Raw genomic sequence first — 13,359 nt, forward strand, 5'->3', positions numbered from 1 at the left:
AATCATCGTGTCTGAACAGGACTAATTACATGTATTATACCAGAATCATTCGATATCCTATAATTGCATATTGGTGGTGCTGGGTGTAGTAGCACCGTGAGCATGGAGCTAGCGCAGCACACGCAGTCTGTGCAGCAGCTTGGCAAGGCGAGGCCCCAACTTGGGCACGGCCGCCAGCTCTGCGGCGGTCAGTAGTCCTGTCCGGGCCGCCGCCAGCAAGAACACGGCCGAGCCTACGGCAATGCCCAGCAGGCTCACGCCCATCGCGGCCAGCCTGCGATCGGCCGCGACACCCATGCCGCCGAGTACCGCTTCGGCGGCCCAGGCCGTGCCTACCGCCGCCAGACTCATGGCGGCGATCACCAGCGCCGGCTTCGCCAGGACGGCGCCAGGGGCAGGGCGCAGGGCGACAAGTCGCGCCAGCAGCGCGACATTCAGGCCAGCCGCCAGCATGTAGGCGACTGCGCCTGCCAGAGCCGCGCCGCTGATGCCCAGCGCCGGCACAAACATGACGTTCAGCAGCGCCTTGACGCCTGCGGCGGCCAGCATGCTGAACGCCGGTGCGCGCACGGCGCCGAGGCCTTGCAGCAGCGCCGCCGCAATAATGCTGACGGTGCCGCCCGCAGCCGTCAGCGCCATGTACCGCAGTGCTTCGGTGCCTGCGGCATCTCCGTACAGCATGCGGTTAATCGGCTCCGCCAGCACCGCTAGACCCGCGGATGCCGCCAGGCCGATCAACCAGAACCAGCGCAGCGCGAGGCCTGCTTGCTGCCGGACGGCTTCTGGCCCGCCCTTTAACCGGGCTTCCGCCATCGCCGGAATAAACAGTACAGACAGTGACGTAGCCAGCATCGTCACCAGTTGAACCAGCGGTAATCCACGGTTATAGATGCCGAAGGAAACCATAGACTGAAGCTCATCCAGTCCTTCTCCCCGCAGCAATCGGGGCACGGTGAAGGTATCTACCAGATTCATCAGCGGTACAGCCAGCGACCCGAGACAGACGGGAATGGCGTACATGAGCAGCGTCTTGATCCACTCACCATTGGATCGTGATCGTTCTGCCAGAGCGGGGCTAACAGCACTCACCATTTTCCTCTGTGGCGTAAATGGTCTATGCTCTTGATGCTCCTGACGTTCTGATCCAACCTCTCCGCCATTACTGCTCCATTCCGAATCCAATTGCCCCGTGACCACTTCCCTGTCTTTCCGCCGATGACGCACCATGTAGCCTAACATGGTTAACAGCCCAACCATTCCACCAGCAACGGAGCCCATCATTGCACCAGAGGCAATAGTCTCAAGCGAAGCGTCCCGTCTCATCAACCACAGAAGCAGAACAATCATGACGGTGACACGTATCGTCTGCTCCACCACTTGTGATACCGCTGTTGGAACCATCTGCTGTAATCCCTGAAAATATCCACGCAGCCCTGTCATCACCGGTACGAACAATAAAGCCCATGAAGCAGCACGAATCGATGGAACCACATGGCGGTTGCCAATCATGTCAGCGATCAGCGGCGCACCTGCATACATCAAGAGCGCCATTATAATTCCAATCCCCCCGAGCAGTAGGGAAGATAGTCGAATAATTCTTCTGCTCTCGTCTGGTCTTCCGAGTGCGTTCTGTTCTGCTACGAATTTGGATACGGCCAGAGGCAGTCCTGCAGCAGCAAGCGTGATAATGAGCATATATAACGGATACACCGTATTGTAGATGCCAAATACACCGTCTCCCCCCAGATTCTGCAGCGGAATCTTCTGAAAAGCACCAATGATTTTAGAGATAATGGCAGCAAGCCCAAGTATAAATGCACCCTGTAGCAGCCTTGAGCCTGTAGACGGCTGTTTCATAAGTCCCTCCCGCGTAATCCTTTTAAGCATACCTTGCTATTATAACTGCCTGAAGGCACACAGACTAACCCTCCCCCATCACAATCATCCGGATTAACTTCGTTTTCCCTTAGAATGCAAAAACTCCCGTATGCCCAAGACAGGGCACCAGGAGTTGATCTGCGGTCTATTGTTCCATTTGCTTGCCAAGGAAACCAGCAGCCGTCTCAGACATCTTCACTTCCATCTGAGACATCTTCACCGATTCATCCTTATTGAACAGGATAACCGTTCCGATGGGGTCACCACCTGAAATAATCGGCGCAATAACAAAAGAAGATAACGTCTCGTCATGATCTTTGCTAAGTTCATAGGAACCGTTGTTTGTTTCCAAAATGGTCTTTCTGTTTTCCATACAACCTTCCAACAGTTGACCCACCTGCTTGTCCAAATATTCTTTCTTGGAGCCGCCTGCCACCGTGATAATGGTATCCCGGTCAGAAATCATTGTTACATGTCCTGTACTCTCATACAGGGATTCTGCATATTCTTTGGCAAAATCACCAAGTTCGCCAATTGGCGAATATTTTTTAAGGATAACTTCTCCATCACGATCCACGAAAATTTCCAGTGGATCACCTTCACGAATACGTAACGTACGGCGGATTTCTTTTGGAATGACCACACGACCAAGGTCATCTATACGGCGGACAATACCAGTAGCTTTCATTTCACATGTTGCCCCACTTTCTCGAGAAGATTTTTCAACTACTGTTCCTTAATGGGTAGAGGAAAGTCCCAGAACGTTTAGTGTGATATCTTGACCATAGTATTCATCTGTTCCCATTTCCTTATACATGCTTCGGAGAATATAGTTGTGTAACTTTTGAAGAAGGCGACCATGTACCCATACGGCTTGAATATATAAAAGAAAAAGCAAGAAGGAGGTCCTAAGTCCTCCCCTTGCTTCTCTGTATGGTTGTCCATATTTACGTAGTACAAGGCATTCATTTCGGGCGAATTCAACCCTGAACGTATGCTAACACAGCAATTTTACCAGCTTACTTGCTGCTTGTACCTTCATCTGTAGTTGCATCTTTGTCTGTTCCAGTCGTACCTTGGTCAGTCTTGGTATCCGTACCTGTGGAGTCATCCGTTTTTGGTTCGGTTGTTTTCTCTCCTTCAGTTCCTGTACCCGTTGTACCTTCAGTTTTGCCTTCTTCAGCTTTTTCTGTTTTTGGCAACTTAACTTCTTTTACGATTTTGTCCAACTCATTTTGCATGAACGTATCGATCTCAGCAGCTGCCAATTGGCTCTTCAGACTTTCTTTTTGTTCAGCCGTCAATTTAGCAAAGTCAGCTTCTGTACGAGCTTCCACTTTCATGACGTGGTAACCGTACTCTGTCTCTACTGGATCACTGATTTTGTTCAGTGGCAATGTTTTTGCAGCTTCCTTAAATGCCTCTACCCAGCTGCCTACAGGTGTATTTTCATACAGTCCACCCTTTTCAGCAGAACCTGGATCTTCGGAATATTTTTTTGCAATTTCAGCAAAATCAGCTCCGCCATCCAACTTGGTTTTTACTTCTTTTGCAATCTTCAGTGCATCTTCTTTTTTACGCTCTTTTTGCGTTTTTGGATCTGTGAAGTTAATCAGCACGTGACGAACGGAAGCTGTTGTGAACTGATCTTTGTTTTTCTCAAACTCAGCCTTGATTGCATCGTCCGTAACGCCTGTTTCTTTATCTTTGATAACTGTCATGATTCGAGTCATGTAGCCTTTAATGTTATCGTCAGTCAGGTTCTGAGCTTTCAGCATTTCTGTCCACTGATCTGCCTGAACAGAAGCTTTCATTTTATCGAATTGCTCAGTTGCCGCTTTTGTACCGGCTGTTTTGGCATCTTCGCTTGCTTTGCCACTCAGATATTCATAAGCAACTTCCTGTTTCACCAGATACTCTTTGAAATCGTCCATATCCATCATTTGTGCATACTCCGGATAGAGGAATTTCATGACACGTTGCTCCATGTCAAATTCATTGGCTGTAATAGTACCACCATCATACGTAGCGACTACAGCACTTGTATCCGTCGATTCCGGTGTTTTTGCTTCTTCCTTCTTGCCACATGCAGCAAGCAGTGATAAGGATAGTACTGCGACCATGCTCACAGACAGTACTTTTCCTACTTTTTTATACTTTGGTAACATCCTTTAGTTCCCCCTTTGATTTAAAAGCCGTCTTCATGGACTCCAGAATATTCTCTACCAGCTCCATCAGTTGCTTATCCCCAAGCCCCTTGCCTTTAGCGTGAATCAGCATATGGGGTCCTTGTTCAAATTGTACACGTCTTTCGAACTGATTTCCAATGTGCGCGATTTTTGAGAGTTCAAAGGCATGTTCACGCCCTTCATAGAACTTCACAGTAATGTCCTCACCACGTTGGGAAATGGACTCAATACCGTAGATTTTGCCGTATACTTTCATCCGCGCAACACCCAGCAAGTTAATGACGGCTTCCGGAAGATCACCGAATCGGTCAACCAATTCGTCTTCCAACTCCATCGCATCGTCGAAGGATGCAATGACCGCCACTTTTTTGTAGATCTCAATCTTCTGAATACTGTCATAGATATAATCGGACGGCAAGTAAGCATCGATACTGAGATCCAGGGTTGTATTCCACTGGTCTGAAGGTACCGGCTCTTCGCCAAGCATCGTAACTTTGCGTTTGTTGATCTCCTCTGCGAGCATCTGGGAATACAGATCAAACCCGACGGAAGCGATGAAACCATGCTGCTCCGCTCCTAGCAGATTTCCCGCACCACGAATCGACAAGTCACGCATGGCGATTTTGAATCCTGAACCCAGTTCGGTGAATTCTTTGATGGATTGCAGACGTTTCTCAGCAACTTCCGTAAGCACTTTATCCCGTTGGTACGTAAAATAGGCATACGCAATACGGTTGGAACGACCCACACGTCCGCGCAGCTGATACAGCTGGGAAAGTCCCATTTTATCCGCATCATGTACGATCAGTGTATTTACGTTCGGAATATCTACCCCGGTCTCGATGATACTTGTGCTCACAAGCACGTCATATTCACCATCCAGGAAGTCCAGAATGGTTTTCTCCAGCTCTGTTTCCGACATCTGACCATGTCCCACACCAACTTTGGCTTCAGGCACAAGCTCAGAAATTTCGGCAGCCATCTCCTGAATTCCCTGAACACGGTTGTAGAGGTAATATACTTGCCCACCACGGGCAAGCTCACGCTCAATGGCTTCACGAACAAGCGCCTGGCTGTGTTCAACCACATAGGTCTGCACCGGGAAACGATTCTCTGGTGGAGTCTCGATAACGGACAGATCACGCACACCCAGCATGGACATATGAAGCGTACGCGGAATCGGCGTTGCCGTCAGCGTCAGCACGTCCACATTGGTTTTCAGCTTCTTCAGTTTTTCCTTATGAGTTACTCCGAAGCGCTGTTCCTCATCAACAATGAGCAGTCCCAGGTCCTTAAACACCAGGTCCTGCGACAGCAATCGATGCGTCCCGATGACAATATCCACTGTGCCTGCCTTGATGCCTTTGGCTGTTTCATTCTGCTCTTTACGGGAGCGGAACCGGCTAAGCACATGAATGTTGAACGGATAACCGGAGAAGCGCTCACGGAACGTCTCAAAATGCTGCTGTGCCAAAATGGTTGTTGGCACGAGTACAGCCACCTGTTTGCCTTCAATAGCTGCTTTAAATGCAGCCCGAATAGCCACCTCGGTTTTGCCATAACCAACATCCCCACACAATAAACGATCCATTGGACGGTTTTGTTCCATGTCCTTCTTGATTTCTTCGATCGCACGCACCTGATCACGTGTCTCATCGTAAGGGAACATGTCCTCAAATTCCTGCTGCTCCGCAGAATCTTTGTCGAATCCAAACCCTTTGGAGGTCTGACGCTCTGCATACAGCTTAATTAGATCATCAGCAATATCCTGTACGGATGTGCGGACTTTATTTTTAACCCGTGTCCACTCATTGCCGCCCAGCTTGTATATTTTCGGTTCTTTTTCTTCGGAACCAACATATTTCTGAATCAAATCAATCTGCTCAATAGGTACAGACAGTTTGTCTCCACCCGCATAGAGAATATGCATGTAGTCCTTATGAATACCGCCTACCTCGAGGGTGCCGATCCCAAGGTACTTACCAATCCCGTGGTTCTGATGAACGACATAATCGCCCACTTTTAGCTCGCTATAGGATTTGATCCGTTCAGCATTGTCTACATTCCGAATTGGTTTGCGTACTTTACGCTGTTTTTGCGAGAACATCTCGCCCTCGGTCACGACAGCCAAATGAATGGACGGCATTTCAAATCCCGTTTGCAAATTACCGATCATCATCTCTGGCTCTGGAATATCATAGTCCATCAGTACCCGGCGCATCCGCTCGAGTCGCTCCTCACCGTTCGCCAGCATGAGCACTTGGACTCCGGCCTTATGCCAACGCTCCATCTCTGCCTTCAGTACGTTCATCTGTCCATGGAAATCCTGCATGCCACGACTGATGAAGTTCAGAATGTTCTGTGGTTGGGTGTGTGGAACTTGGCGCAAAAAGATCGACATAAACAGCGTCTGGAATGGACGCTCATACAAGAGTTCATCACCGTCTGCGGATAAAGGAAGATCCGGAAGTGTTTTTCCGTTTTGCATCAAATGCAGATTCCACTCCGATTCATCACGGTCAAGCTGTTTCGATGTCTCCGATAGTCTGGCAGGCTCATCAAGAACCAGCAGGGTATCTTCCGGCATATAGTCGTAGATCGTTTTATTCTCCGGATAGAGCGGAGAAATATATTTATACATTTCGGAGAAATACACGTGCTCCCGCAAAAGCTCGATCTCCCGGTGAATTTCTTCACGAAGACGCAGCTTCGCCTGCCGATCCGTCATTTTCTCCAGCTGTTGCTCCAGCAAAAGAGCAGCCGCATCGGCAGCCTTTTCCATACGTTCACGATCTGCAATTAACTCCTTGCATGGTAAAACCGTAATTTCCTCAATCCGTTCAATCGAACGCTGATCCGCTGGATCAAATGTCCGAATGGAGTCGATCTCATCATCAAATAACTCCACCCGATATGCGATCGATGAAGTAACCGGATAGAAGTCGATGATACCTCCGCGTACACTCATCTCACCACGAGATTCCACGCGTTCCACACGCTCATATCCGAGCTTTACCATCTCCAGCAGGAAGGAATCCAGTTGAAGTGTGTTGCCCTGTTTAATCAAAATTCGAGCATTGGCCATCACTTCCGGAAGCGGAACATAACGTCTTACCCCGGAAAAAGGAATAACAACAACGCCCCTGAATCCCTGGGCGCAGCGGACCAACACATCAATACGCTGACCCAATGTTTCCGGGCTGGAAACAGCAGCTTCCGCAGCGACAAGTTCGTTGGCAGGATAGATCAACACCTGATCAGGTGAAAGCGCTTCCTGTAAATCTTCTGCAATTTTTTGAGCTGAAAACATATTATGTGTTACTACGAGCAATGGTCGGTTCATTTCCTGATGCAGAGCAGCCAGCATAATCTGACGCGCCGAGCCGGATAGACCCGAAACCAATTGTTCCTTCATGCCGGACTTGATTCCGGCTGTAATGGACCCGAAGTCCGGATCTTTGGAAAAAGCCTGTATAAGTGCTTGTAACAAAAGGGGCACCTCTCTTATAACTTACTTGATTATCTCACGCATACGCGTAGCATCACTATTAAAATGGATACAAATTCCTTTTTGTCCTGTTTCATCATATCGGATTACTCGCAACATTGCCACATCTGTTGATGCGGCTGAGCCTGATTTCGAGATAGCCATGGCTTTCATGCCAACTGAAAAGAAGCCTCAGCAGGCTGCCAAGGCTATAAAAGGTGGAGCGTTATTACGCAACCGCCCTCAACTGTCATTCGATCCTGTTACAGGCGATGTCTACTGAAGCGGACTCGCGAGCAGGCTGAGCTCCGGATTGTGCTCCAGGGCTTCCTTACAGTAATCACATGTAATCCGAACGGTAATGTCACCACCGGAATTATACGCTATTATATCCCTCCGCTCGTCGGGGGTCAAGAAATGAAAGCCGAGCTCTACTTCCGTTATCTGGGCAGAATCGATTCGTCCAATAAAGGTACGGCAATGCCTACATACGTAATTCACTGACATGTTTATGCCTCCTGAACATGGTTTATACATCCAGTATGTCCAGTATGGCTGAATCGAACCCGTCTTTAATGATCATTTTATCAGTATGTCTAACAAAATTAACCGTTAAACTTCGCCATTGTTTGTTCAAACGTGTGAGTCAAGCTATGCTCCAGAGCATCACATGTTTGCTCAATGGTCTGATCAAGGGCTTCTTTTTCTTTCTTCATGAATGTCGACAGTACATAATCAACAATGGCATGTCCTGGTTCAGGTCGGGATATTCCCATGCGCACCCGGTTAAACTGCTGTGTACCGGTATGCTGAATAATGGACTTGATTCCATTATGTCCGCCTGCACTACCTTGGTAACGCAATCTGACTTTGCCAATCTCTGTATCCATGTCGTCATACACAACAATCAGATCTTCAAGACTAACTTTATAAAAATCCATATATGCTCGAACCGATTCACCAGACAAGTTCATATAGGTCATTGGTTTGATCAGTACGGTTTTCACACCGCCAATATTGCCTTCTCCAATCAACGCTTTACATTTATTCTGAGTAATGGAGATATTATGACGATCAGCCAACCGATCCAGTGCCATAAAACCGATATTATGACGGGTTTTGGCATAGTTCGAGCCTGGATTTCCAAGTCCGACAATCCACTTCATCTCGTTCCCTCCTTCGGATTAGCCTGAGGTGAGGCATAGACTTCGAATCTTATATTTCATATAATATCAGGAAAGTAAAGATCGATTTACTGTAGTATGTACAGTTCATATTTTATCGACCCAGGAAGGTGAGCGGGTTTTGCGCGAAGACAATGGACAACTGACTCAACATAGCGATTTTATCTATCATCTCGAATATCACGTACCTGTACAGGTATACGACCGCGACACCCATATTGAGATTGGTCTAATCACACGTTTCGATAATCAATTCGTCGAAATTGCCGACACGCTTTTTCATCGGCGTCGTTTCCGATTTATCTCCCGCCCCGGGTATTAACCATATAAGATGAACGAACCATTTTACACTGGATCACTGCGCGTGCAGAAACATCTTCCGGTGTAAATTAGTAGTTCAAACTTATATGGACTGACCAGCGTCTGTTTCACTTTTAATAAAACGGCACGCCGACAGGGGTTACATTTTCCATTGAACCGGAAAACGTAACCCCTCTACTACTTTATGCAGACATCCTTATTCAATTTCAAACAGCTTGCTGATTGACAATTCCTCATGAACCCGGATAATCGCTTCTCCGAGCAAAGGCGCTACAGACAACACTTTGAGTTTGCTTGTCGGATTAGCATGCGTAATTGGAATAGTATCCGTTACGATGACTTCCTTCAATGGTGCATTCTCCAAACGTTCCATCGCAGGTCCGGACAATACCGGGTGAGTACAGCACGCGTATACTTCTTTTACGCCGCCTTCCATCAGAGCATTCGCTCCCAGTACAATCGTTCCCGCCGTGTCAATAATGTCATCGATCAGGATGGCTGTTTTACCCTCGATGTTACCGATAATGTTCATCACTTCGCTCACATTTGGCTCAGGACGACGTTTATCGATAATCGCCAGGGGTGCATTCAGGAAATCAGCCAGTTTACGTGCGCGCACTACGCCACCGTGGTCAGGCGACACGACAACTGGATTTTCGATCTGTTTCGACCGGAAATATTGAGCCAGAATTGGCACGCCGAGCAAATGGTCAACCGGAATGTCGAAGAATCCCTGAATTTGCATTGCATGCAAGTCCATCGCGATGACACGGGTTGCACCCGCTTTTTCAATAAGGTTAGCAACCAGTTTCGCTGTAATCGGGTCACGCGAACGTGCCTTGCGATCCTGTCTTGCATAGCCATAGTAAGGAATAACGACGTTAATCGTCTTGGCAGATGCCCGTTTGAGTGCATCAATCATAACGAGCATTTCCATCAGGTTATCATTAACCGGCAAGCAAGTGGACTGCACGATATAAACGTGACAACCCCGAACACTCTCGGAGAGTTTCACTTGAATCTCGCCATCACTAAAGCTGGTTGTGTGAGATTCACCCATAGGGATCCCGATATAATCAGCAATTTGATGGGCAAGCTTGGGGTTAGAATTGCAAGTAAATATTTTTAATTTCGAATCAAAATAAGTCATAAAATAAAAACCCTCCGTGCTGGTTCATTGGAATCAATAAGCGTCTGCGACATGTCGGCACCTCCCCGATCTTCGGGAGGCAATCTTGTTATCAAAACCCCTTATTGGGGTTTGGCATTTTGTTTCTTGGCTTTGGCACGTCCGCGAATCTTCTCCGCATAACCAGGTTTATTCTCCTGACGTGGACGAGCAATGGCCAGATCATTCTCGGGAACGGAATGGGTAACGGTGGAACCAGCAACCACATAAGCGCCTTTTCCTACCGTAATCGGTGCAATCAGATTGACGTTGCTGCCTACAAAAGCATCATCTTCAATCGTTGTCACAGCTTTATTATAACCATCATAATTGACAGTTATTGCCCCGCATCCAACATTTACGTTTTTCCCTACTTTGGCATCTCCAATATAGCTGAGATGAGATACTTTGGAACCTTCATCAATTGTAGCATTTTTCACTTCAACAAAGTCACCAATTTTTACGTTGCGACCCAGTTTGGTCCCTGGACGCAAATTAGCAAATGGACCTACCGTTGCATCAGAACCAACCTCGGCATTGGATACTACCGAATGTTTAATCGTAACTCCGTCCTGAATAACGCTGTCTTCCACATCTGCCTGAGGACCAATATGACATGCTTCACCGATGGAAGTTGTGCCTTTGAGGATCGTCCCCGGATACAAAACTGTATCTGATCCAATCGTAACATCCGCTCCGATATATGTCGATGACGGATCAATGATTGTCACACCGTTCAACATATGGCGTACGGCAAGACGTTCACGCATGAAGGCTTCGGCTTGCGAAAGTGCAAGTCGGTCGTTAACCCCGATGGATTCCGCGATGTCATCCGACATATAAGCCTCTACCACATCTCCATCATTACGCAAAATGCCGATTACGTCTGTGAGATAATATTCTCCCTGAGCGTTCTGGTTCGTTACTTTATCCAGCGCAGCGAACAATTTTGCATTATCGAAACAGTATGTGCCTGTGTTAATCTCATTCACAGCATCTTCCTGTTCGTTGCAATCCTTCTGTTCTACGATCCGCTGTACGGAACCATCTTCTCCACGTATTACTCGGCCGTAACCTTTGGGATTGTCCAACTGAGCCGTAAGTACGGTAGCTGCTGCCCCGCGACTCTCATTGTGATTCATCAGACCTTCCAATGTCTCACGAGTCACGAGCGGAGTATCCCCACAGACCACAATTGTGGATCCTGCTTCGCCGCCAAGCAAGGATTTAACCTGCTGTACTGCGTGACCTGTGCCCAGTTGTTCCGCCTGGAGTGCATACTCCGCTTTGGAACCCAAAAATGACTGCACCGCTTCGGCACCATGGCCGACGACAACTACACTGCGTTCAACGCCTGCATTGAGTGCTGCATCCAGCACATGTCCAACCATAGGTTTACCGCATACGGGATGCAGTACTTTGTACAATTTTGATTTCATTCGTTTGCCTTGCCCTGCGGCAAGAACGATTGCCATTCGTTTCAAAATTAACGACCTCCTGTTCTGAAAATCCCATTGAAATGCATTGCTTATCTATATCCAATGAGTATCGTTCAGCCGACTTCAAGCCGGTCCTGTTCATCGCCTGCTGTCTCTGTAATCACACGTAACAACGCGGACACTAACGAATCGTGACCTATATGTATACGCCGTGTACCTGCGAGCTTAACCGAATCCCAATGATTCCTAAGATGCCGCCCTGCCACCAAGCGCACGATGTGCTTTTTGTTCTCTGCTAATAAACTCAATACTGAATATATCTTATTCCGGTCAAAAAGAAAAGAGAGCCATAAGACATGGCTCTCTTTTCCTTCGAACCCCAATAATGTTCTCAGGCACCTTCTTCAATGACTTCTTCCTCAGTTGCCGCACGATCGTATTCAGTCAAAACTGCTGCCTGAATCTTCTCACGCGTACCGGAAGAGATCGGGTGGGCGATATCACGGAACTCTCCATCAGGAGTACGCTTGCTCGGCATAGCAACAAACATTCCGTTGTTACCATCAATGACACGAATGTCATGAACGACGAATTCGTTATCGATGGTAATGGATGCGATAGCCTTCATTCTCCCCTCCGAGTTAACACGGCGGAGTCTGACATCCGTAATTTGCATGTGTGTGTTCACCACCTTTTTCCATCAGAACTTGGTGTATAATTCCACACAGCATATACGAACTCCTTCTTTTTATAACCACAAAAATTTCCTAATTTCAGGAATTTTTTTATTTAATACACAATTCGACATCGTTCATGCCAGGTCGATGGAAAAGACCTTTTACCGACATAACATTCGTCATCTTTCTACAGGTCAAAATAGTTGCCAGGCTTGACGGAAATCTGTCTGCTCTTGGCATCAACCGCTGTCAGTTTCGCCAGAGATACGTAATCTGTTAGCAGGCGTTCTTCTGAATCTACAGAACCAGATTCCACCAGTACCCCTACCCCCGCAACTGTAGCATTAAACTCGGCCAAAAGATCGATCATTCCTTGCACCGTACCCCCGGCCTTCATGAAGTCATCCACAATAAGTACTCTGGAATGCTCACGCATCGCCCTGCGGGACAGGGACATGGTATGCAGACTTTTATGGGACCCGGATACATAGTTGATACTTACGGCCGATCCTTCTGTAGCCTGATGGTCCCTGCGTACGAGCACGACAGGCAGGTTGAGCTGGGCTCCAGTCGCATAAGCCAGTGGAATTCCTTTGGTTTCTACCGTCATAACCACATCAATATTCATATTGCCAAAGGCCGTTGCAAAAATCTTGCCGGCTTCATTCATCAATGCGGGCTGACCAAGCAAGTCGGACATGTACAGGTATTCTCCAGGCAAGATCCGATCAGGTTGCGCGAGCTGGGTCGAGAGCCGCTCCGCAAATGCCAGTGCCAGTTCTCGGGATACCTTCGGAATCCATCTTACTCCCCCGGCTGCTCCAGCCAGTGTATGCAGTTCTCCTGACCCACCTTCTTCGAACACTTCTTTGATAATCGCCAAATCTTCACTAATTGAAGACTTTGCGGCACCATAACGTTCGGCAAATGTGGTCAACGGAATAACCGTATGCGGTCTGGACAATAAGTATTGCGTCATTTCAACCAGCCTTGCGCTTCGTTTTAACTTCTTCACA

13 protein-coding genes are annotated in these 13,359 nt (G+C 47.8%); 2 read left to right on the top strand and 11 right to left on the bottom strand.

All coding sequences use genetic code 11. The features are described from left to right. Positions 1-108 precede the first annotated feature (108 nt). The 4 genes from QF049_RS23175 to mfd form a co-directional block, all read right to left on the bottom strand. Entirely contained in the window at positions 109-1,857 is a 1,749-nt protein-coding gene (locus QF049_RS23175) for a putative polysaccharide biosynthesis protein (protein ID WP_307543387.1), read from the bottom strand. 166 nt (positions 1,858-2,023) lie between these two features. Further along, positions 2,024-2,566, bottom strand: a complete 543-nt coding sequence (spoVT, locus tag QF049_RS23180) for a stage V sporulation protein T (protein WP_036606123.1) — start codon at positions 2,564-2,566, stop codon at positions 2,024-2,026. Between the two features lie 331 nt (positions 2,567-2,897). Beyond that, entirely contained in the window at positions 2,898-4,046 is a 1,149-nt protein-coding gene (locus QF049_RS23185) for a peptidylprolyl isomerase (protein ID WP_124118805.1), read from the bottom strand. Next, positions 4,030-7,557, bottom strand: a complete 3,528-nt coding sequence (mfd, locus tag QF049_RS23190) for a transcription-repair coupling factor (protein WP_307540885.1) — start codon at positions 7,555-7,557, stop codon at positions 4,030-4,032. Before mfd ends, QF049_RS23185 begins: the two co-directional genes overlap by 17 nt. 25 nt (positions 7,558-7,582) lie before the next feature. Between mfd and QF049_RS23195 the strand changes: the two genes are divergently transcribed. Further along, the gene (locus tag QF049_RS23195; RefSeq protein ID WP_307540888.1) at positions 7,583-7,837 is read left to right on the top strand and encodes a hypothetical protein; all 255 of its coding nucleotides are present in this window, start codon (positions 7,583-7,585) and stop codon (positions 7,835-7,837) included. Here QF049_RS23195 and fin read toward each other — a convergent pair. Both fin and pth read right to left on the bottom strand, forming a co-directional pair. After that, entirely contained in the window at positions 7,831-8,061 is a 231-nt protein-coding gene (fin, locus tag QF049_RS23200) for an anti-sigma-F factor Fin (protein WP_210110415.1), read from the bottom strand. The genes QF049_RS23195 and fin overlap by 7 nt on opposite strands. Before the next feature lie 98 nt (positions 8,062-8,159). After that, a complete protein-coding gene (gene pth / locus QF049_RS23205; RefSeq protein WP_036606126.1) occupies positions 8,160-8,720 on the bottom strand; it encodes an aminoacyl-tRNA hydrolase in 561 nt (186 codons plus the stop codon). Positions 8,721-8,859: 139 nt separating this feature from the next. Between pth and QF049_RS23210 the strand changes: the two genes are divergently transcribed. Then, complete coding sequence (locus QF049_RS23210; protein ID WP_024633712.1) at positions 8,860-9,060, top strand: hypothetical protein; 201 nt, start codon at positions 8,860-8,862, stop codon at positions 9,058-9,060. Positions 9,061-9,255: 195 nt separating this feature from the next. Here QF049_RS23210 and QF049_RS23215 read toward each other — a convergent pair whose 3' ends face one another. From QF049_RS23215 to purR, 5 genes are all read right to left on the bottom strand, one after another. Then, positions 9,256-10,209 carry a ribose-phosphate diphosphokinase gene (locus tag QF049_RS23215; protein WP_017691370.1) on the bottom strand — a complete coding sequence of 318 codons (954 nt, stop codon included), beginning with the start codon at positions 10,207-10,209 and terminating at the stop codon, positions 9,256-9,258. 101 nt (positions 10,210-10,310) lie between these two features. Further along, positions 10,311-11,702 carry a bifunctional UDP-N-acetylglucosamine diphosphorylase/glucosamine-1-phosphate N-acetyltransferase GlmU gene (glmU, locus tag QF049_RS23220; protein WP_373428360.1) on the bottom strand — a complete coding sequence of 464 codons (1,392 nt, stop codon included), beginning with the start codon at positions 11,700-11,702 and terminating at the stop codon, positions 10,311-10,313. A gap of 77 nt (positions 11,703-11,779) precedes the next feature. After that, positions 11,780-11,974, bottom strand: coding sequence for a hypothetical protein (locus tag QF049_RS23225; protein WP_307540894.1), 195 nt, complete (start codon positions 11,972-11,974; stop codon positions 11,780-11,782). An 83-nt stretch (positions 11,975-12,057) separates the two neighbouring features. Further along, complete coding sequence (gene spoVG, locus QF049_RS23230; protein ID WP_017691372.1) at positions 12,058-12,342, bottom strand: septation regulator SpoVG; 285 nt, start codon at positions 12,340-12,342, stop codon at positions 12,058-12,060. Between the two features lie 188 nt (positions 12,343-12,530). Further along, positions 12,531-13,358 carry a pur operon repressor gene (purR, locus tag QF049_RS23235; RefSeq protein ID WP_017691373.1) on the bottom strand — a complete coding sequence of 276 codons (828 nt, stop codon included), beginning with the start codon at positions 13,356-13,358 and terminating at the stop codon, positions 12,531-12,533. Between the last annotated feature and the right edge of the window lies 1 nt (position 13,359).

Origin of the sequence: Paenibacillus sp. W4I10 (assembly GCF_030816325.1) — a bacterium.
Classification (GTDB): domain Bacteria; phylum Bacillota; class Bacilli; order Paenibacillales; family Paenibacillaceae; genus Paenibacillus; species Paenibacillus amylolyticus_B.

Coding starts and splice junctions, on each gene's coding strand:
- QF049_RS23175 (WP_307543387.1), bottom strand. CDS start 1,857: ATGAAACAGCCGTCTACAGGCTCAAGGCTGCTACAGGGTGCATTTATA.
- spoVT (WP_036606123.1), bottom strand. CDS start 2,566: ATGAAAGCTACTGGTATTGTCCGCCGTATAGATGACCTTGGTCGTGTG.
- QF049_RS23185 (WP_124118805.1), bottom strand. CDS start 4,046: ATGTTACCAAAGTATAAAAAAGTAGGAAAAGTACTGTCTGTGAGCATG.
- fin (WP_210110415.1), bottom strand. CDS start 8,061: ATGTCAGTGAATTACGTATGTAGGCATTGCCGTACCTTTATTGGACGA.
- pth (WP_036606126.1), bottom strand. CDS start 8,720: ATGAAGTGGATTGTCGGACTTGGAAATCCAGGCTCGAACTATGCCAAA.
- QF049_RS23215 (WP_017691370.1), bottom strand. CDS start 10,209: ATGACTTATTTTGATTCGAAATTAAAAATATTTACTTGCAATTCTAAC.
- glmU (WP_373428360.1), bottom strand. CDS start 11,702: ATGGCAATCGTTCTTGCCGCAGGGCAAGGCAAACGAATGAAATCAAAA.
- spoVG (WP_017691372.1), bottom strand. CDS start 12,342: ATGCAAATTACGGATGTCAGACTCCGCCGTGTTAACTCGGAGGGGAGA.